This is a genomic window from Marimonas lutisalis, from assembly GCF_005434965.1.
In the GTDB taxonomy this organism is placed as follows: domain Bacteria; phylum Pseudomonadota; class Alphaproteobacteria; order Rhodobacterales; family Rhodobacteraceae; genus Marimonas_A; species Marimonas_A lutisalis.
Genome location: NZ_SKCI01000001.1, coordinates 654,419 through 674,566, shown reverse-complemented (window position 1 = coordinate 674,566; position 20,148 = coordinate 654,419). Strand labels below are relative to the sequence as shown.

17 protein-coding genes are annotated in these 20,148 nt (G+C 64.3%); 8 read left to right on the top strand and 9 right to left on the bottom strand.

Going from position 1 to position 20,148, the window contains the following annotated elements; translation table 11 throughout:
* The first annotated feature begins 31 nt into the window (after nt 1–31).
* Genes E0501_RS03275 through E0501_RS03265 form a run of 3 tightly spaced genes read left to right on the top strand, consistent with a single transcriptional unit; the run spans nt 32 to nt 3,706 of the window.
* Nucleotides 32–1,096 carry an ABC transporter permease gene (locus E0501_RS03275; RefSeq protein WP_137699908.1) on the top strand — a complete coding sequence of 355 codons (1,065 nt, stop codon included), beginning with the start codon at nt 32–34 and terminating at the stop codon, nt 1,094–1,096.
* Nucleotides 1,089–2,069, top strand: coding sequence for an ABC transporter permease (locus E0501_RS03270; protein ID WP_137699907.1), 981 nt, complete (start codon nt 1,089–1,091; stop codon nt 2,067–2,069). Before E0501_RS03275 ends, E0501_RS03270 begins: the two co-directional genes overlap by 8 nt.
* 29 nt (nt 2,070–2,098) lie before the next feature.
* On the top strand, nt 2,099–3,706 hold the full coding sequence (locus E0501_RS03265; RefSeq protein ID WP_137699906.1) for a GMC family oxidoreductase: 1,608 nt from the start codon (nt 2,099–2,101) through the stop codon (nt 3,704–3,706).
* Nucleotides 3,707–3,868: 162 nt separating this feature from the next.
* Here the strand turns inward: E0501_RS03265 and E0501_RS03260 are convergent, their stop codons facing one another.
* The 6 genes from E0501_RS03260 to E0501_RS03235 all read right to left on the bottom strand — a co-directional run bounded on the left by E0501_RS03260 (nt 3,869) and on the right by E0501_RS03235 (nt 10,226).
* A complete protein-coding gene (locus E0501_RS03260; RefSeq protein ID WP_137700833.1) occupies nt 3,869–5,098 on the bottom strand; it encodes a DUF3422 family protein in 1,230 nt (409 codons plus the stop codon).
* Between the two features lie 123 nt (nt 5,099–5,221).
* On the bottom strand, nt 5,222–5,980 hold the full coding sequence (locus tag E0501_RS03255; RefSeq protein ID WP_137699905.1) for an enoyl-CoA hydratase: 759 nt from the start codon (nt 5,978–5,980) through the stop codon (nt 5,222–5,224).
* A gap of 182 nt (nt 5,981–6,162) precedes the next feature.
* Nucleotides 6,163–7,596: an NAD(P)(+) transhydrogenase (Re/Si-specific) subunit beta gene (locus E0501_RS03250; protein WP_137699904.1), complete on the bottom strand. Its 1,434-nt coding sequence runs from the start codon at nt 7,594–7,596 to the stop codon at nt 6,163–6,165.
* Between the two features lie 13 nt (nt 7,597–7,609).
* Nucleotides 7,610–9,181 (bottom strand): Re/Si-specific NAD(P)(+) transhydrogenase subunit alpha, encoded by a 1,572-nt coding sequence (locus E0501_RS03245; RefSeq protein ID WP_137700832.1) that lies wholly within the window; start codon nt 9,179–9,181, stop codon nt 7,610–7,612.
* Between the two features lie 173 nt (nt 9,182–9,354).
* Nucleotides 9,355–9,780 carry a methyltransferase family protein gene (locus E0501_RS03240; protein ID WP_137700831.1) on the bottom strand — a complete coding sequence of 142 codons (426 nt, stop codon included), beginning with the start codon at nt 9,778–9,780 and terminating at the stop codon, nt 9,355–9,357.
* A 23-nt stretch (nt 9,781–9,803) separates the two neighbouring features.
* Nucleotides 9,804–10,226, bottom strand: a complete 423-nt coding sequence (locus E0501_RS03235) for a rhodanese-like domain-containing protein (protein ID WP_137699903.1) — start codon at nt 10,224–10,226, stop codon at nt 9,804–9,806.
* Nucleotides 10,227–10,355: 129 nt separating this feature from the next.
* Here E0501_RS03235 and E0501_RS03230 point away from each other — a divergent pair, with 129 nt between their 5' ends.
* The 3 genes from E0501_RS03230 (at nt 10,356) to E0501_RS03220 (ending at nt 15,615) form a co-directional block, all read left to right on the top strand.
* Nucleotides 10,356–11,108 carry an SDR family NAD(P)-dependent oxidoreductase gene (locus E0501_RS03230; protein ID WP_137699902.1) on the top strand — a complete coding sequence of 251 codons (753 nt, stop codon included), beginning with the start codon at nt 10,356–10,358 and terminating at the stop codon, nt 11,106–11,108.
* Nucleotides 11,109–11,166: 58 nt separating this feature from the next.
* Complete coding sequence (gene kynU / locus E0501_RS03225; RefSeq protein WP_137699901.1) at nt 11,167–12,360, top strand: kynureninase; 1,194 nt, start codon at nt 11,167–11,169, stop codon at nt 12,358–12,360.
* Between the two features lie 264 nt (nt 12,361–12,624).
* Nucleotides 12,625–15,615 carry a Hint domain-containing protein gene (locus tag E0501_RS03220; RefSeq protein WP_137699900.1) on the top strand — a complete coding sequence of 997 codons (2,991 nt, stop codon included), beginning with the start codon at nt 12,625–12,627 and terminating at the stop codon, nt 15,613–15,615.
* A gap of 12 nt (nt 15,616–15,627) precedes the next feature.
* Here the strand turns inward: E0501_RS03220 and E0501_RS03215 are convergent, their stop codons facing one another.
* On the bottom strand, nt 15,628–16,407 hold the full coding sequence (locus E0501_RS03215; protein ID WP_137699899.1) for a gamma-glutamyl-gamma-aminobutyrate hydrolase family protein: 780 nt from the start codon (nt 16,405–16,407) through the stop codon (nt 15,628–15,630).
* 197 nt (nt 16,408–16,604) lie between these two features.
* On the opposite strand from E0501_RS03215, the gene E0501_RS03210 reads away from it, so the two are divergent.
* Both E0501_RS03210 and E0501_RS03205 read left to right on the top strand, forming a co-directional pair.
* On the top strand, nt 16,605–17,057 hold the full coding sequence (locus tag E0501_RS03210; RefSeq protein ID WP_137699898.1) for a hypothetical protein: 453 nt from the start codon (nt 16,605–16,607) through the stop codon (nt 17,055–17,057).
* A 9-nt stretch (nt 17,058–17,066) separates the two neighbouring features.
* Nucleotides 17,067–17,567 carry a phosphatase PAP2 family protein gene (locus E0501_RS03205; protein ID WP_137699897.1) on the top strand — a complete coding sequence of 167 codons (501 nt, stop codon included), beginning with the start codon at nt 17,067–17,069 and terminating at the stop codon, nt 17,565–17,567.
* Between the two features lie 4 nt (nt 17,568–17,571).
* On the opposite strand, the gene E0501_RS03200 is transcribed toward E0501_RS03205, so the two are convergent.
* Both E0501_RS03200 and E0501_RS03195 read right to left on the bottom strand, forming a co-directional pair.
* The gene (locus E0501_RS03200) at nt 17,572–18,000 is read right to left on the bottom strand and encodes a GlcG/HbpS family heme-binding protein (RefSeq protein ID WP_137699896.1); all 429 of its coding nucleotides are present in this window, start codon (nt 17,998–18,000) and stop codon (nt 17,572–17,574) included.
* 5 nt (nt 18,001–18,005) lie between these two features.
* Nucleotides 18,006–20,129 (bottom strand): malate synthase G, encoded by a 2,124-nt coding sequence (locus E0501_RS03195; protein WP_137699895.1) that lies wholly within the window; start codon nt 20,127–20,129, stop codon nt 18,006–18,008.
* Between the last annotated feature and the right edge of the window lie 19 nt (nt 20,130–20,148).

Sequence of the window (20,148 nt, the reverse complement as noted above, 5' to 3'; positions counted from 1 at the left end):
CGATAAGACCGATCAAAAAAGGCGCCGCCACATGCTGACCTACACGATCCGACGGTTGGTGCTGTCCATCCCGACGCTTTTTTTCATCGCTCTGATCATCTTCCTTCTGCTGCAACTCGCCCCTGGCGATCCGATGGCCAGCGTCCCGCTGACCATTCCCCCCGAGGTGAAGGAAAAGATGCGCGAGGCACTCGGCCTCGGACAACCGCTGCACATCCAGTTCCTGAAATGGCTGGTTCAGCTCTTCTGGATCGAACCGCAGGTCCTGATCGATTACCTGACAAACCGCAGCACGCTCCTCGGGTGGCTGCCCGACACCAATTTCTACACGCCCTGCGGCCCAACCGTGGAAGGCCCCTGCGACCTGCGCGTCCTGTCCTGGCAGACGCGCTCTCCGGTGATGGACATCGTGGTGCAGCGCCTGCCCCAGACCCTATGGGTGGTGGGCATGTCCTACGTCGTCGGCATACTCATCGCCATCCCGATCGGCATCTATTCGGCCTACCGTCAATACTCGGTCTTCGATCAGGCGGGGACCTTCATCACCATGATCGGCTTTTCGATCCCGCCCTTCTTCACCGGCCCGCTGCTAATCGTCATCTTCTCGGTACAGCTGGGATGGTTCCCCTTCATCTATGACACCACCCATGTCGTGAACGACTGGGACAGCTTCTTGTTCCAGCTCAAGCAGATGGTCATGCCCGTTATGGTGCTTGCCCTGCAGACCACGGCACAGATCAGCCGTTTCATGCGCGCGGCGATGCTCGACAACCTCAACCAGGACTACGTGCGCACGGCCCGCGCCAAGGGCCTGAGCGAAGCGGTGGTGGTTATCGTGCACGTGCTGCGCAACTCGATGATCCCGGTGATCACGGTCATCGCGCTCGGCGTCCCCGGCATCTTCGGCGGCGCCATCATCACCGAGGTCGTCTTCTCGGTAAACGGGATCGGCCAGTTGCTGATCACCGCGCTTTTCGCCAATGACCTGCCGATGGTACAGACGCTGACCTTCATGTTCGCGGTGCTCATCGTTCTCTTCAACCTTATCGCCGATGTGCTCTACGGCGTTCTCGATCCGAGGATCCGCTATGACTGATCCGGCCCCGAACCCCAACACCCCGCTCAATGCGCTGCAGGACCGCGACATCACGCGCCCGCCCCGCTCTCAATGGCGCGAGGTCTGGGACCAGTTCAAGCATCACAAGGGCGCGCTACTCGGCGGTGGGTTTCTGCTGTTCGTCACGCTGGCCGTTCTGTTCGGCGACATGGTCTGGCAGCTCGATCCGAAAAAGCTCGATATCCGCAACAAGGACATCCGCCCGATCTATACCGCAATCTGGAATTCCGATGCCAAGGTCAGCTGGGCGCATCCGCTGGGTTCGGACAACCTCGGCCGCGATCACATGGCCCAGATCATCGCCGGCGGGCGCGCCTCCATGGCGGTGGGCTGGGCCGCGATGATCCTGACCATGCTGATCGGCACCACCATCGGCGTTCTGGCCGGCTACTTCAAACGGCTCGACGGCCCGTTGATGCGCTTCACCGATCTCGTGCTGTCGCTGCCCATCCTGCCGTTGCTGCTGGTGGCGGTCACACTCTTCCGCCAGCCTCTCAGGGCGAATTTCGGGCCCGAGATGGGGATGTTCATCCTCATCGTGGGCGTCATCGGCGTGACCTCCTGGATGCAGACCGCGCGCATCGTGCGCGGCGACATCCTCGCGCTGAAGGAACGTGAATTCGTATTGGCCGCGCGCGCCTCGGGCACCACGTCCAAGGGCATCATCTTCCGCCACCTGCTGCCCAACGTGCTCAGCCCGATTATGGTCTCGGCCACGCTGGGCCTGGCTACCGCCATCATCACCGAAAGCGCGCTTTCCTTCCTTGGCGTGGGCTTCCCCTCTGACTTCCCGACCTGGGGCAAGATGCTGGCCGACGCGGTCCCGCGCATGCAGGAATTCCCCGAACGCGTGATGCTGCCCGGGGTGATGATCTCGCTCACCGTGTTGTCGGTGAACTACCTCGGCGACGGCTTGCGCGACGCGCTCGATCCGCGGATCCGCGGACGCTGAAGCCTTTCCGGCACCAGGAGCACTTCGAATTGGACGATGCGGCAGCTTTCGATTTCATCATCGTCGGCGCCGGATCGGCCGGTTGCGTTCTGGCCAACCGCCTGACTGCCAATGGCCGCCACAAGGTCCTGCTGGTCGAAGCCGGCGGCGAAGACCGCAATCCCTGGATCCACATCCCGCTGGGCTATGGCAAGCTCTTCCGCAACCCGCGCCTCAACTGGTGCTACGATGGCGTCCCCGAAGAGGCGCTGAACGGCCGCACGGTCTATCACCCGCGCGGCAAGGTCCTGGGCGGAAGCTCCTCGGTCAACGGCCTGCTCTATGTGCGCGGCCAGAAACAGGATTTCGACGCCTGGGCCCAGACCGGCCTGACCGATTGGGGCTTTGATGGCGTTCTTCCCTATTTCAAACGCTCCGAGGCCAACGAGAACGGCGGGGATGAATGGCGTGGCGGGGATGGCCCGCAACCCGTCTCGAACGCCACCGCGCCCCACCCGCTTTGCGATGCCTATATCGACGCTTGCCGTGCCTACGGATTGCCGGATAACCCCGATTTCAACGGCGCAACGCAAGAGGGCACCGGCTACTACCAGTCCACCCACCGCGATGGCCTGCGCTGGAGCGCCGCCAAATCCTATCTCAAACCGGCGCGGGGCCGCGCAAACCTGACGGTTCTTACCCACGCGCTGACCACTCGCATCCTGTTCGAAGGCAAGCGCGCCGTGGGCATCGAGTATGAACGTCACGGTCAGCGTCAAACAGCCCGCGCCACCCGCGAAGTGCTGCTTTCTGCCGGGTCCATCAACTCGCCACAGCTCCTCGAGCTTTCCGGCATCGGCAACCCCGATATCCTGTCCCGCCACGGCATCACCACGCTGCATGCGTTGCCTCAACTGGGAGAGAACCTGCAAGATCACCTTCAGGTCCGCACGGTCCATGAAAGCGGCTCCGCCAACACGCTCAACGACCAGTACAACAACCTGTTTCGCCGCATCGGGCTTGGCCTCGATTTCCTCTTCCGCCGCCGGGGTCCGCTGACTGTCAGCGCAGGCTATGCCGGCAGCTTCTTCAAAACCCGCCCGGATCTGCTCACCCCCGACATTCAAAGCCTGTTCATCATCTTCTCCACCGACCGAATGGGCGACCGGCTGCATGGTTTTTCGGGCTTCACCGCCTCCTTCTACCAGCTGCGCCCCGAAAGCACCGGTCACGTCCATATCCGCTCTGCCGATCCACACGAGCCACCGGATATCTGGTGCAACTACCTTTCCACCGAAACCGACCGTCGCACCAATATCGACGGGCTGCGCCTGCTTCGGTCGATCATGGACAACCCCGCCATGACAAGACACCGCAAGCGAGAGATCGAACCGGGCCCGGACGTGCAATCGGACGACGAATTGCTGGTCTATATCCGCGCCACCGCCTCGACGGTCTATCACCCGTCGTCAACCTGCCGCATGGGGGTGGACGATGGCGCGGTGGTCGATGAACGTCTGCGGGTCAAAAGCATCAAGGGTCTGCGCGTGATCGACTGCTCGATCATGCCCACGATGGTCTCGGGCAACCTCAACGCCGCCGCCCTGATGATCGGCGAAAAGGGCGCAGACATGGTGTTGGAGGACAATCCCGGCTGACCGTTGCAAAGGCACGTACAGACCACCCCTCTCCTGCCGGCATCACCTTGCCAGGCAGACGAAAGCCCAGACCGCCATATCACAGTTGAACATGCAGGTTTTCGGCATCGTGCTCTGCGCAGCCGCCTCGCCGGCACGATATTCTTGGGTCTGCGACCCGGCTCAATGCGCCTTGCGGATCCGTCGCACCACCCACCACACGATCAGCACCACCACCGGCGTCGCCGCCGCCGTCAGCATCGTCTTGTCGACATCCATTGCCTTGGCCAGCGGAAAAAGACCGTAAGTCACCAGGTTGATCGCGTAATAGGAAATCGCCACCACACTCAGCCCTTCAACCGTCCTTTGCAACCGCAACTGCAGGTCGGCGCGTCGGTCCATGCTTTCCAGCAGGGCCTGGTTCTGCGCGCTGCGCTCCACGTCGACACGTGTGCGCAACAGATCGGCGGCCCGCGTGGCGCGCGCCACCATCGCGTTCAGCCGCGCTTCGGTGGCCTTGACCGTCCGCATCGCCGGATCGAACCGGCGCAGCATGAACTCGGCGAATGTCTGGCGCCCGGCAAAGCGTGCCTCGCGCATCACCTCGACCCGTTCATGCGCCAGCCGCTCATAGGCGGCCGTCGCGCTGAACCTGAACGAGGTCTGCGCCGCAATCTGCTCCAGTTCACCTGAGACGCCCAACAACGCCTTCAGCGTCTCGTCGGCCGGTTTGTCGTCCTCGCCCATATCCTCGACCAGCGACGACAGGCGTGCGCCTACGCCCGCCAGTTCCGGCGACAACGCCCGCGCCCGCGCAAAACCCAGGAGAGACAGCGTCTTGTAGGTCTCGACCTCGCACAGCCGCTGTACGATCCGCCCGACACGGCGCTGGCCCACCCCCTTGTCGACGAACACGGCAAACCGCAGATGCCCCGCCGGATCGATGCGGAAATCGCCCGCCATCACCGCCGCATCATCCAGCACCCGGCTTGCCGCCAGGCTTTCCGGCACGAACCAGTCGGCCATCTGCGCCGACATCTCGGCCTCTTCCGTTTTGGGCTCCACCCGAATGAGCGCCGAGGTGATCCGCATCCCCGGCGCCTGGTTCAGCCAATCGCCCGGGAACACCTCGAAATCCGCCGGATCAAACGGCCGGACCGACAGGCCCGCTGAAAAGGCGGTATAAGTCACCACCTCGGTATGGCTTTCCCACTTCAGCCAGTGTCGCCCGATCTTGCCGAAATAATGCGTGGCGTCGGGCTGCGGATGCGGCGCGCCGTGGCGGTCCAGCAGCGCGCACAGATGCGCCATGTCCTCGGCCCGGTCGCGCCCCGCCGCATTGCCGGGCTTCTTCAGCGCCAGGAACACCGCCGTGCACGGCACCTCCAGCGACGGGAAGGGCCGCGCATGCATCTCATTGGCCAGCTCGTATCTCAGCGGATGGTCTTCCACGGGCCCTGCCCCTCTTGCGCCTTGTCCTGGCTCTCAGAATAGCGCTGCAGCGGCGGCCCTCAACCTGCCAAATCCGCGCGGGGCTCAGCCGTAATCGGGCGTGCGTTTCGCGGCCATCGCCGCCACGCTCTCGGCAAACTCGGGGCCCTGCAACTGCGCTGCGAAATGTCTGGCCTCGCGCGCCATATGCGCCGCCACTTCCTCGCGCCCGTGCCGGATCAGCCCTTTCGACAGCTTCATCGCCACCGGCGCCGACGTAGCCACGCCCTGCGCGATGCCCTGCACCGCGTCCATCAGATCGCCATCCGGGAAAACCCGCGCCACAAGGCCGAAACGCTCGGCCTCTTCCGCGCTCAGCACCCTGCCCGCAAGCAGCATGTCATTGGCCACCGCCATGCCCACCGCGGCCGGCAGCAATACCGACGAACCCGCCTCGGGCACCAGCCCCAGCTTGACGAAGGGCACGCTCAGCGTCGCGCTTTGCCCCGCATAGACCAGGTCGCAATGCAAAAGCATCGTCATCCCCACCCCGATGCCGGGGCCGTTGACGGCGGCGATCACCGGCTTGGGGCAATCGCGGATCGCGTTCAGAAAGCGCCAGACCGGCGGCACCTCGGCCTCGCGGTCGCCCTCGGCGAAATCGGTCAGGTCATTGCCAGCGGTGAACATGTCGCCCGCCCCGGTGATGATCAGCGCCCGGTCCTCATCGCTTTCGCCATAGGCCTCCAGCGCATCGGCCAACGCGCCATACATCTCCTGCGTCAGCGCGTTCTTCTTCTCGACGCGGCTGATCGTCAGCGTCACGACGCGTTCTTCGCGGGTGATCACGATATTCTCGCTCATGGCTCGTCTCCTGTCCGGTTGCCCCGATTGCTAGGCCATGGCCGCCCCGCGATCAACGCGCAGCGCGAATGCCGTTGCGGCACCTGTCGCTTCATCTTGCCAAAAATACTCATCCGCAACGCATGTCCAAAAGAAAAAGGGCGCACCCGCGGCGCGCCCTCTCTCGTTCTGGATCAACCGGATCAGTCGATCATCGTCAGCAGCTTGTCCAGGCTCTGCTTAGCGTCGCCATAGAACATCCGCGTGTTCTCCTTGTAGAAGAGCGGGTTCTCGATGCCCGAGTAGCCGGTGCCCTGGCCACGCTTCGACACGAAGACCTGCTTGGCTTTCCACACCTCCAGCACCGGCATGCCGGCGATGGGGCTGTTGGGGTCTTCCTGTGCGGCCGGGTTCACGATGTCGTTCGAGCCGATCACGATCACCACGTCGGTTTCAGGGAAATCGTCGTTGATCTCGTCCATCTCCAGCACGATGTCATAGGGCACCTTGGCCTCGGCCAGAAGCACGTTCATGTGCCCGGGCAGACGGCCCGCCACCGGGTGGATGGCGAAACGCACGTTCTTGCCCTTGGCCCGCAGGCGCTTGGTTAGTTCCGATACCGATTGCTGCGCCTGCGCCACGGCCATGCCATAGCCCGGCACGATGATGATCTCGTCGGCTTCGTCCAGCGCCTGCGCCACGCCATCGGCCTCGATGGCGATCTGCTCGCCCTCGACCGCCATCTGCTCACCCGCCGGACCGCCAAAGCCGCCCAGGATCACGCTGATGAACGACCGGTTCATCGCCTTGCACATGATGTAGCTGAGGATCGCACCGGACGAGCCCACAAGCGCGCCCACGACGATCAGCAGGTCATTGCCCAGGCTGAAGCCGATCGCGGCCGCGGCCCACCCCGAATAGGAGTTCAGCATCGACACCACCACTGGCATGTCGGCGCCACCGATGCCCATGATCAGGTGATAGCCGATGAAGAGCGCCATCACCGTCATGATGATCAGCGGCAGCAGCCCGCCGGTGTTGAAATACCAGATCAGGCAGATCAGCGAGACGATCGCCGCGGTCGCGTTCAGAACATGCCCGCCGGGCAGTTTTTCCGCGGCCGAGGTCACCTTGCCGGCCAGCTTGCCATAGGCAATCACCGACCCGGTAAAGGTCACGGCCCCGATGAAGATGCCCAGGAACAGCTCGACCCGCAGGATGTTGATCTCGGTGGGTGTCTTGTGCGCCACGAGATCGGCAAAGGTGCCAACCACATCCTCGCCCGCGGCCTGCGCCGCCTGTACTGCGCTGATAGTAAAATCGGCGTTGAAGCCCACGAAAACCGCGGCCAGGCCGACAAGGCTGTGCATCGCGGCGACCAGCTGCGGCATCTCGGTCATCTGCACGCGCTTGGCCACGTAGGTCCCGATGACGCCACCGGCGGCAACAAGGATCAGCGACAACAGCCACAACCCCGAGCCCGGCCCGATTACCGTGGCAAGCACCGCCAGCGCCATGCCGACAATGCCGTACCATACCGCGCGTTTCGCGCTTTCCTGCCCGCTCAGGCCACCAAGCGACAGGATGAAAAGAACAGCCGCAACCACATAGGCTGCCGTAGTGAAACCGTATTCCATATCCCCGGCCTCCTTATGATTTCTGGAACATGGCGAGCATGCGCCGGGTGACGAGGAAGCCGCCGAAGATGTTGATCCCGGCCATGAAAACCGAAACCGCGGCCAGCAGGATCACCAGGAACGAGCCCGATCCGATCTGCATCAGCGCGCCCAGGATGATGATCGACGAAATCGCGTTCGTCACCGCCATCAGCGGCGTGTGCAGGCTGTGCGACACGTTCCAGATCACCTGGAAACCCACGAAGACGGCCAGCACGAAGACGATGAAATGCTGCATGAAACTGGCCGGCGCATAAAGCCCTGCCAGCAGGATCAGCGCACCACCCACGCCCAGCAGAGTGAACTGCTGTTTGGTCTGCGCCTTGAAGGCGGCGATTTCGGCCGCGCGCTTCTCCTCGGGCGTCAGTTCCTTGACCTCGGGCTTCTTCTGCGCCGCGATCGCCTGCACCTTGGGCGGCGGCGGCGGGAAGGTGATGTCACCCTCATAGGTCACGGTCGCGCCGCGGATCACGTCATCTTCCATGTTATGATTGATCTGACCGTCCTTCTCGGGGGTCAGGTCGGTCATCATGTGGCGGATGTTGGTGGCATAAAGGCTCGAGGCCTGCGCCGCCATCCGGCTGGGGAAGTCGGTATAGCCGATGATGGTGACACCGTTGTCGGTGACCACCTTCTCGTCCATCACCGTGCCTTCCACGTTGCCGCCCTTCTCGGCGGCCAGGTCCACGATGACCGAACCGCGCCTCATGGCTTTAACCATGTCATCCAGCCACAGCTTCGGTGCCTCGCGGTTGGGGATCAGCGCGGTGGTGATCACGATGTCCATTTCGGGCGCCAGCTCGCGGAACTTGGCCAGCTGCGCCTCACGGAACTCAGGCGACGACACGCTGGCATACCCGCCGGTGGCCGCACCGTCCTGCTGCTCCTCCTCAAAATCCAGATAGACGAACTCGGCGCCCATCGATTCGACCTGCTCGGCCACTTCCGGGCGCACGTCGAAGGCATAGACAACCGCGCCCAGGCTCACGGCCGCGCCGATCGCGGCCAGACCGGCGACACCGGCGCCCACGACCAGCACCTTGGCCGGCGGCACCTTGCCCGCGGCGGTGATCTGCCCGGTGAAGAAACGGCCATAGTTGTTGCCCGCCTCGATCACCGCGCGATAGCCCGCGATATTCGCCATCGAGCTCAGCGCGTCCATCTTCTGGGCCCGCGAAATCCGCGGCACCATCTCCATGGCGATCACGTTGGCGCCCTTGGCCTTGGCCTCTTCCAGGCCCTTCTCGTTCCCGCCGGGATTGAAGAAGGAAATCAGCGTCTTGCCCTTGGTCAGGCGCTTCATTTCCTCGTCGGTGGGAATGCGCACCTTGGCAATGATGTCGGCATCTTTCCAAAGCGCATTGGCGGTCTTCTTCACCGTCGCCCCGGCCTCTTTATAGGCCGCGTCGGTAAACCCGGCGGCCTCGCCGGCGCCGGTTTCGATCATGCATTCATAGCCCAGCTTCTGCAGTTGCAGCGCCGAGTCCGGGGTCATCGCGACACGCGCTTCCCCCTCGATGACTTCTTTTGGCGTTCCGATTATCAACGTTTCACTTCCCTTTTGTTCGTCTTCTCCGGCCATGTCCCCCCGGGCATGGCTCCTTTACGCGTGGCTGACCGCCGTTATGGCACATCTCCGCCGCATCTTCGATTGCCGGAATGTCGCATTCCGGCCACGTAAACTTGCAAAACACTCCATGCAGGCACGGTCCCCCATCGTCAAACCCAACGCCGCGTCTTTTGGCTGTAGCGCGCGAAATCGGCGCGAAACTTGCGGCGCAGGCGGTTTTCCTCGGGAATGATGAAATGCCGTTCGATCCACCACACGAAAATCGGCACCAGCGGCAGGCTCAGAACCGCGTCCCAGTAGATGATCAGCCCCGCCAGAACCAGCGCATCGCCCAGGTAGATCGGGTTGCGCGTGCGCGAAAATATCCCCGACTGCACGAGCGCGCTGGCCTCGCGATGCGGGATCACCGTCGTGCGCTGGCGGCGCATTTCGTAGAAGGCCAGCGCCATCAGCAGCAGTCCCGCGCCCACCAGCACGCCGCCGATGAAATCCGCCAGCGCCCCGCCAAAGCTCAGCCCCATCGGGTAATGCGCCGCCTGCCACCAGGCGGCTCCCAGGCACAGCGCCAGCCACATGGGCGGGATATCCAGCCAGCTCTTCAAGGTTTGAACGCCGCCGAATTCTGCCACTCGTTGATGCCACCCTGCAGGACCAGCACGTTTTCGCGCCCCATCAGCCGCGCCGCGAATGTCACCTGCGCCGAGCGCATGCCGGTGTTGCAGTAGAACACGACCATCCCGCTTTCCGGTATCTCGTCCAGCCGCGCCGGCAGCGCGCACCACTCGATATTCGTCGCACCGGGAATATGACCAGCGTCGAATTCATCCGCGCTGCGCACATCGACGAAACGCGCGGCATTGAACACCTCTTCGTCGATCTGCTGGGCCAGGATGATCCCCGCCGCCTCGGTGGCGAAATCCATGTAGTCGATGATCGCCTCGGCCACCGGATCGTCGGCGCGCGCCAGCGCCGGAAGCGCGGCGCACAGCAGCACGGCCATGGCTTTTGCGGTGTCGATCATGTCATGCCCCCTCCGGTCATTGCACCTTATACAAATTCAGCTTCATGAATGTCTACAGAAATGACGGAACGGCGCGCTTGCCCGCCACCGTCCCTGCGCTAGGCTCTCCCGAAAAGGGAGGATACGTTCATGATGCTAGAGGGAAAACATGCGCTCGTCACGGGTGGCGGCACGGGAATCGGCCTCGCCATCGCCCGGGCTCTCGTGGCCGAGGGGGCACAGGTCACCATCACCGGGCGGCGCCTGTCGGTGCTGCAGGAGGTGGCGGTCGACGGCATGCACCCCATGGCGATGGACGTGGCTGACGAAGACCAGGTCACCACCGTGATCGACGAGGCGGTGAACCGCCTCGGCCCCATCCAGGTCTGCGTGGCCAACGCGGGCATCGCCGAAGGCCGCAAGCTGCACAAGACCGATACCGAGCTCTGGCGCCGCATCATGTCGATCAACCTCGACGGCTGCTTTTTCACCATCCGCGAATCGCTGCGCTCGATGACGCAGACCGACTGGGGCCGCGTCATCGCCGTTTCCTCCATCGCCGGCCTGCGCGGCACGCCCGGCGCAGGCGCCTATGCCGCCTCGAAACACGGCGTCATCGGCATGGTCCGCAGCTTCGCCGAGGATTTCCTGGGCCAGCCCTACACGTTCAACTCGATCTGCCCGGGCTACGTGGACACCCCCATCGTGACCCGCAACACCGATGCCATCGCCAGCCGCGCCGGCGTGTCGAAAGACGAGGCCCGCGACATGATGGTGCAGATGAACCGCCACAAGAAACTGATCTCTCCCGAAGAGGTCGCCGCCGCCGCCATGTGGCTCTGCAACCCCTTGAGCGAAAGCACCAACGGCACCGAGGTGCGCATCGCCGGCGGTCAGGTCTAGACCTTCGCGCGTGATGGCGTAGGGTGGGGTTTCACCCCACCACGCCGGACGCCAGACCATGACCGATTTCCGCAAGACCAAGTCGCTTTTCCACCTACCGGAGGGCGTGATCTATCTCGACGGCAACTCGCTCGGCCCCTTACCCAAGGCCGCAGCGGCCAGGATGGATCAGGTCATGCAGGATGAATGGGGCGAGATGCTCATCACCGGCTGGAACAAGGCCGGCTGGATGGAGCAACCCACCCGCGTGGGCGACCGCATCGCGCGCCTGATCGGGGCCGAACCGGGCCATGTCGTGATGGGCGATACGCTCTCCATCAAGGTCTACCAGGCGCTCGCCTCTGCGCTCGACATGCGCCCCGACCGCAAGGTCATTCTCAGCGACAGCGGCAATTTCCCGTCCGATCTCTACATGGCCGAGGGGCTGATCAAGTCGCTGGGCCGTGACCATGAGCTGCGCGTGGTGGCCCCCGAAGACGTCGCGGCCAACATCACCGACGAAGTCGCCGTCACCCTCATCACCGAGGTCGATTACCGCACCGGCCGCCTGCACGACATGAAACGCCTGACCGAAAAAGCGCACGCCGTGGGCGCGCTCACCGTCTGGGATCTGGCGCATACCGCGGGGGCCACCCCGGTCGATCTCTCTGGTGCCAACGTCGATTTCGCCGTCGGCTGCACCTACAAGTATCTCAATGGCGGCCCAGGGGCGCCGGCCTTCATCTACGTCGCGCCCCGCCATGCCGCGGCCGCCCGCCCCGCCCTCTCGGGCTGGCTGGGCCACGATGCCCCCTTCGCCTTCGAGCTGGGCTACCGCCCCGGCGCGGGCATTGAACGCATGCGGGTCGGCACGCCGCCGGTGCTCGCCCTCGCCGCTCTCGAATCCGCGCTCGACATCTGGGACATGACCACGATGGACGACATCCGCGCCAAGTCGATCGCCCTCACCTCTCTCTTCATCGAGGAGGTCGAGGCGCGCTGCCCCGACCTTTCGCTTGCCACCCCGCGCGATCCCGCCCAGCGCGGCAGCCAGGTCAGTTTCCGGTTCGAGCACGGCTATGCAGCGATGCAGGCGCTCATCGCCCGCGGCGTGATCGGTGATTTCCGCGCGCCAGACATTATGCGCTTCGGTTTCACCCCGCTCTACATCGACGAAGCCGACGTGATCGCGGCCGCGGAAATCCTGCACGACATCATGCAGAACCGCCTGTGGGACCACCCCGAATACAAGGCCCGCGCCCGCGTGACCTGAACCGGCCCCGCCTTGCCCCGTGTCGCCCGCCATGAACCGGCGCGCCTCGCGCTGTCCCGACAGATTGGGGCAAATGCGTGGCTTTTCCCTCGAATTGTCCGCATCGCCGCGACAATCCGTCAAGTTCGGCACGAATTTTCCTAAAACCGCGCGCAATCCGGCCTCACCCGCTTTGTATCCCGTTTGGAAACAACGGCCCGAAACAAGGCCAAGGGGACAACCCTGGCACAAGACCAGGCGCCTCTCGAGGAGCAGAGCAGTTCGATGGCGACGTATACGGTACGATTTTACGATTTTGATCCCTGGGGCGTGATCCCGACGGGCACGGGCAGCACGTTTACCTATTCCGGCCCGGCCACGGCCGACGGGCTCGCCACCGTCTACGACCCCGAAAGCGGGACCGAAGGCCTGACCCTTGATGACGACAACGCCGGCGGCGAAAGCGCCACCGCCGATGTCAGCATCGCCGGCGTCACCTCCACCGGAACAACTGTCGATGCCGAGCGCGTTTGGACCGTGCAGGACACGACCACCGGCGAGATCTTCGAAATCGCCGAGTTCGATGTGGAAACCGGCGGCGCGGCGGGCGATTACACCCTCTCCGAGATACCCCTTGTTCCCGGCCACACTTACGTAATCCTCGCCTATGACAGCAACCCTGATGTCACCGCGGGCGATATCGCCTTTTCCGCCACCGATTTCGCCGCGGGCTTCCAGGATGGCACCGTTTCGGGCACTTCCGGCGACGACCTGATCGATGGGAGCTACCTCGACCCCGACACCGACCAGATCGACAACGATCCCGGCGCAGGCGCGAACATCTTTTCCGACAGCATCGAGGCCGGCGCGGGCAATGATACCGCCTATGGCGGCGTGGGCGACGACACGATCCTCGGCGAAGACGGCGCCGACCTGATCTTCGGCGATTTCGGCGGAGCCACGGTCATCCCCGGCACCGAAACGCTCAACTGGAGCCTCGCGGGCGCCGACGAGGCCGACATCTCCAGCGGTTTCACCCAGAACACCGGCGACATGAATGTCGCAGTCAGCTTCGAGACCACGCCGCTGACCACCGGGATAACGGTGGAAAGCACCGATACGGTCTATGTCGCCCCTGGCGAAAGCTTCGATCCCAATTCCTCGCTCAACCTTACCGGCGGCGGCCCGGGCGTCACCTCCACCACCCGGATCGATTTCGAACCCGCCACCGCGGGCTTCGCAGCGACGGCCGAGAATGTCTCGTTCCGGATCAACGATATCGACTCGAGCGGCTGGCAGGACATCATCACCGTCAATGCCTATGACCTCGCCGGCAATCCCGTCGCCGTCACGCTGACCGCCGCCGGCGATGACAGTATCTCGGGCAACACGATCACCTCGGGTGCTGCAAGCGATAGTGCCGCTTCCGCCAATGGCTCGGTCCTGGTCGAGATTACGGGGCCTGTGGCTTCGATCGAGGTGATCTATGAAAACGGCGGTGCCTCGGGCCAGGCGCTCTGGATCAGCGACGTGCATTTCGACACGATGGCGGCCGAAGGCGGCGATGACAGCCTCTCGGGCGGCGCGGGCGACGACACGATCTTTGGCGAAGGCGGCGACGATACGATCGACGGCGGCGCCGACAACGATCTGATCTATGGCGACTACGACGGCCCCACGGCGCCCCTGTCGCAGGAAGTGCTCGATTGGACGGACGAGGGCGCCACCGGCACCGATCTTTCCGGCGGCTTCACCCAGAACACCGGCGAAATTGACGTCACCGTCTCCTTCACCGATCCGGGCAACAACAACAGCACCTTCAACGTCTCCACCAATCCCACCTATGTTACGGGCGGCGAAGACTTTGATGCGAATTCCTCGGCCTATGTCTACGGCGATGGCGATGCGGAAACCGCCGACATCACCATCGACTTCACCGCTGCCACGGGCAGCACCGCGCTCGACGAGGTCGAAAACGTCTCGTTCCGGCTCAACGACATCGACGGCTTTTCCGGCAACCACACCGATATCATCACGGTCAATGCCTATGACGCCGACGGCAACCCGGTCACCGTCACGATCACCCCGGGCGCAACCGATAGCGTCACCGGCAATACGATCACCGCAGGCGTCGTCAACGAAACCGAAACCGACGCCGCCGCTTCGGCCCTAGTCGAGATCGCCGGGCCCGTCTCCTCGATCGAGATCTTCTATTCCAATGGCCAGGGCGGCACCCATGGCATCTATATCTCGGACGTACATTTCGACGCGGTGACCGAAGTCACGGGCAATGACAGCCTGATCGGCGATGCCGGCGCCGACACGATCTTCGGCGAGGTGGGCAATGACACGCTGATCGGCGGCACCGGCGCGGACTCGCTGGTCGGCGGCACAGGCAACGATGTCTTCTACCTCGCCCAGGGCGACGTCGCCGAAGGCGGCGACGGCGAAGACCTCTTCATCCTCACCGACCTGGCTGAGGCCGGCAGCGGCACCATCACCATCGAAGGCAGCAATATCGGCGAGCCGGGCGGCGACACGCTCGATCTCAACGGCATCGCCGACCGCACCACGCTCAGCTTCACCGCCTCCACCACCGACCCGGACGCCTATAACGGCACGGTCGAACTGCTCGACGGCACGATCGTCACTTTCTCGAACATCGAGAACATCATCTGCTTCACCCCCGGCGCGCTGATCGCCACGCCTGAGGGCGATCGCCCGGTCGAAGAGCTTCGCCCCGGCGATCTGGTGCTTACCCGTGACGACGGCCCGCAACCTCTGGGCTGGGTCGGCCGCTCCACCGTGCCGGGACTGGACAGGTTCGCCCCCATCACGCTTACCCCCGAACTCACTGGCGGGCGCCGCGCCCTTACCGTGTCGCCCCAGCACCGGATTATGATCGCCGACTGGCGCGCCGAACTCCTGTTCGGCGAGGCCGAGGTCTTCGTGCCCGCCACCCATATGCTCGAGTTTCACGGCGCCGAACCCACCCCGGCCGAACAGGTGACCTATATCCACCTGATGTTCGACCGCCACCAGGTGATCTATGCCGAAGGCGCCCCCACCGAGAGCTTCCACGTCAGCGACCTCAGCCTCGGTGCCCTTGTTCCCCAGGCGCACGACGAGATCTTTTCGGCCTATCCCGACCTGCGTGATGACATCACCGCGCACGGTCCCACGGCACGGCCCTGCCTCAAGGCGCATGAGTCCCGCGCGCTTCTTGCGCGCATGCACAAGGCAAAACCGAACGAGCCGCGCAAGGCAGCCGCGTAACGGCCCGGGAAATCAGGCAGATTTCAGGATAGGTGTGGCCTTGCGGCCGTCGGCCCAGGCACGCGCCGCATCGCCGAACGCCACGAACAGCGGCCGCGAAACCGGATCGTTGGCCGCGTTCCATTCCGGGTGCCACTGCACCGACAGGGTAAAGCCCGGCGCATCCTTGATATAGATCGCCTCGGGGGTGCCGTCATGGGCATGCCCGTCTATCACCACCCGCGTGCCCGGCTTGGATATCCCCTGCCCGTGCAGCGTGTTGGTCAGCACTTCCTGCGCGCCCATGAGGCGGTGAAAAACGCCGTCCTCGGTGAATGTCACCGTGTGGCGCAGGGCAAATTTCTCTTCCAGCGTCCCATCCGGCGGCATCCGGTGGTTGTCGCGCCCCGGCAGGTCGCGGATCTCGGGGTGCAGGGTCGAACCGAAGGCTACCGCCACCTCCTGGAACCCGCGGCAGATGCCCAGGAAGGGCTGGCCGCGCTCGACGCATTTGCGCACCAGCGGCAGGGTGATCGCATCGCGCCCGCGGTCGAAATCGCCATGCGCGGGTGTGGGCTCGTGCCCGTATTCCTCGGGGTGCACGTTCGGCCGCCCGCCAGTCAGCAGGAACCCGTCGCACACTTCCATCAGCTCATCGACATTCACGAACCGCGGATCCGACGGGATCAACAGCGGCATGCAGCCCGACACCTCGGCCACCGCGGCCGAGTTCATCGAGCCACCGGCATGCACCTCGTAGGTGTCGTTGATCATGTGCTGATTGCCGATAATGCCAACAACGGGGCGGGTCATGTTCTGTCCTGCGCGTTAAGATGATCCCTAAATAATATGACACAGGCATAAATGAAATACCAAAGCGCGCAGGCCTGCCCTGCATCCGCGCAAACCCGGCCACAGTGCACAATAAGATGTCAATTTGCTTCCACGCTGCGGCCACATTGCCCTGCGAACGTGGTCGGGACCAATCGGAACCTCTTGGACCGCAACAGATGAAATCCACCGCCGAGACAGCTGACGGCTTTGGCCAGACCCTCGCCCTGCCGCGCGCCGCACTCCTGCACCGGGGCGAAGCCGCGCTTGTCGCGCTCACACTGCTGGTTGCCGTGCTGGCCATCGGCACCGCCGCGGCCACTGGCCAGCGGGTCGACTGGGCCGGTTTCGGGCTCAGCTACCTGCCCGCCATCGGCCTTCTGGCACTCGGGCTTTACGCCCGTCACGTCAAGGGGCTGGAACGCCTGGCGATGCTGGCCGTGGGGCTTGCCGTCTATTTTGGCTTTTCCGGCGTGATCGCGGTCATGATCTACCTGCGCTTTCCCATCGAAACCGCACTTTTGGACGAAGCGATCATCGCGCTCGATGCGCGCCTAGGCTATGACTGGGTCGCCTTCACCGAAACCATTGGCCAGTATCCCGCCCTCTCGCGCGGGCTGGCCTGGGTCTAATTCAGCTCCCTGCCCCAGCTAGCGCTGTTGATCGTTTTCCTTGCACTCACGCTGCGGCGGGCATCCCTGCACCGGGCGGTGCTGACCGGGACCATCGCGCTACTGATGACAACCGCCACCTGGTGGCTCGCGCCCAGCATCGGGCCAGCGGCCCATCGTGCCATCGACCCGGTGATCGAGGCCGGCATGGGCCTCGTCACCAACGCCGAGTTCGGCGCGATGCTACAACAGCTGGCCCGCGACGGCCTGCCCGTCATCGCCCCCGGCACGATCGAGGGCACGATCGCCTTTCCGTCCTATCACACGGTGATGGCGCTTCTGGCAGTGGTCTACCTGCGCGGCACGGCGCTCTTCGTGCCGGCGCTCGCGCTCAACACGGCGATGGTGCCGGCGATTCTGTCGCATGGCGGCCACCACCTTCTCGATCTGCTGGCTGGCGTTCTCGCCTTCCTTCTGGCCGCCTGGCTGGCCCGGCGCATCGTGCCGGACCACGCCACCATGACCCCCTGACGGGTTACGCCTCGGCTTCCAGCCCGGCCGCTTCGACGCCTGCCACTGCCGCTGCCGCGTCGTTGTCGCTGGTGTCGCCGGTCACACCCACCGCGCCGATCACATCGCCGCGCTTGTCGCGCACCAACACGCCGCCCGGCACGGGCACCACCTGCCCGCCGTAAACCCCGTTCACCGCGGCCATGAAATAGGCCTGTTGCTCGGCCCGCGCCATCTGCGCCGTACCCGCCATGCCCAGCATCACCGCGCCATAGGCCTTGCCCTGCGCGATGCCAAAGCGGCCGGGGCTCGCCCCGTCCTCGCGTTCAAAGGCAATCACGTGCCCGCCCGCGTCCAGCACCACCACCGACAGCGGCTTCAACTCCATCTCGCGGCCCTTTTCCAGCGCCTTGCGCACGATCGTGCGCGCCTTTCTCAAGGTGATCATGGCCATCTCTCTTATCCCTGTGCTTTCAGTTCCAACCGGCGGCGGTGCAGCACCGGTTCGGTATATCCGCTGGGCTGCACCCGCCCCTTGAAGACCAGATCGCAGGCCGCCTGGAACGCGAGGCCGTCAAAGCCCGGCGCCATCGGCCGATAGGCCGCATCGCCCGCGTTCTGGCCGTCCACCACCTTGGCCATGCGCTTCATCGCCGCCATCACTGCGTGTTCGTCCACCACGCCATGATGCAGCCAGTTGGCCAGCGCCTGGCTGGAAATCCGGCAGGTCGCGCGATCTTCCATCAGGCCAACGTCATGGATGTCCGGCACCTTGGAACAGCCGACGCCCTGGTCGATCCAGCGCACGACATAGCCCAGAATGCCCTGCGCATTGTTCTCGATCTCGCGGGTCAGTTCCTCGTCGCTCAGGTTGCGGCCCACCATCACCGGGATGGTCAGCAGATCCTCAAGCGTGCCGCGCGCGCCCCCACTTGCGATCTCCTCCTGGCGCGCCAGAACATCGACCTCGTGGTAATGCGTGGCATGCAGCGTCGCCGCTGTCGGGCTCGGCACCCAGGCACAGTTTGCGCCCGCTTTCGGGTGGCCGATCTTCTCTTTCAGCATCTGGCCCATCAGGTCCGGCATTGCCCACATGCCCTTGCCGATCTGCGCCTTGCCGCGCAGCCCGCAGGCCAGCCCGATATCGACGTTGCGGTCCTCGTAGGACAGGATCCAGGGCTGGGTCTTCATCTCGCCCTTGGGCAGCATCGGCCCGGCTTCCATACTGGTGTGAATCTCGTCACCCGTCCGATCCAGGAACCCGGTATTGATGAAGGCCACCCGGTGCTTCGCCGCCCGGATGCACTCTTTCAGGTTGGCACTGGTGCGGCGTTCCTCGTCCATGATGCCCAGCTTCACGGTGTTCTGCGCCAGGCCCAGGAACCCCTCGACCCGGGTAAAGATCTCGTCGGCAAACGCCACTTCCTCGGGCCCGTGCATCTTCGGCTTCACCACGTAGACCGAGCCGTGAACCGAGTTGCGGCCCTTGTCGTGCCTGGCGATCAGCACCGTCACCGCCGCATCCATCAGGCCTTCGAAAACCTCGTTGCCGTCGCGGTCCAGGATCGCGGGGTTGGTCATCAGGTGGCCCACGTTGCGCACCAGCATCAGCGACCGGCCCTTCAGAACCTGCGCGCTGCCATCGGCCCCGGTGAACTCCAGATCGGGGTTCAGGGCCCGGGTAAACGTCGTGCCGCCCTTGCTGACCTCCTCGGTCAGCGTGCCATCCATCAGGCCCAGCCAGTTGGAATAGGCCTGCACCTTGTCCTCGGCATCCACACAGGCCACCGAATCCTCGCAATCCATGATCGTCGACATGGCCGATTCCAGCCGGATATCGTTGATCCCGGCGACATCGTCCTTGCCGATATTGCCGTCGCGGTTCACATCAATAATGATATGCAAGCCGTTGTTTTTCAGGACAATCGCGCTCGGCGCAGCCGCGTCGCCCGTGTAGCCCGCGAATTGGCCCGCATCCTTCAGCGCCGGGCTCAGCACGCCATTCTCGACCGTCAGTGCCGAAATGTCGGCCCAGGCCCCGCCGACCAGCGGCACCGCCTTATCCAGGAACTCGCGGCCCCAGGCGATCACCCGCGCGCCGCGCGCTGCGTCATAACCACCGCCGCCCGGCAGATCACCCAGTGCATCCGTGCCGTAAAGCGCATCATAGAGCGAGCCCCAACGCGCGTTCGCGGCGTTCAGCGCGAACCGCGCATTGGTGATCGGCACCACCAGCTGCGGCCCGGGCACCTCGGCGATCTCGGGGTCCACGTTCTGCGTCTCCACCGCGAAATCCGGCCCTTCGGGGACCAGGTATCCGATCTCTTCCAGAAACGCACGATAGGCCGCCGCATCATGCGCCTTGCCACGCCGCTCCAGGTGCCACGCATCGAGCTTCGACTGAATCTCCTCGCGCTTGTCCAGCAATGCGCGGTTCTTCGGGCCCAGTTCATGCACCAGCGCCGAAAACCCGCTCCAGAACGCGTCCGGCGTAACATCGGTGCCCGCCAGGGCACGCTCCTCGATGAAAGCCGCCAACGCGGCGTCAACCCTCAGCCCCTCTCGGTCAACTCGGTCCGTCATGATGCTCTCCTGTTGCGTG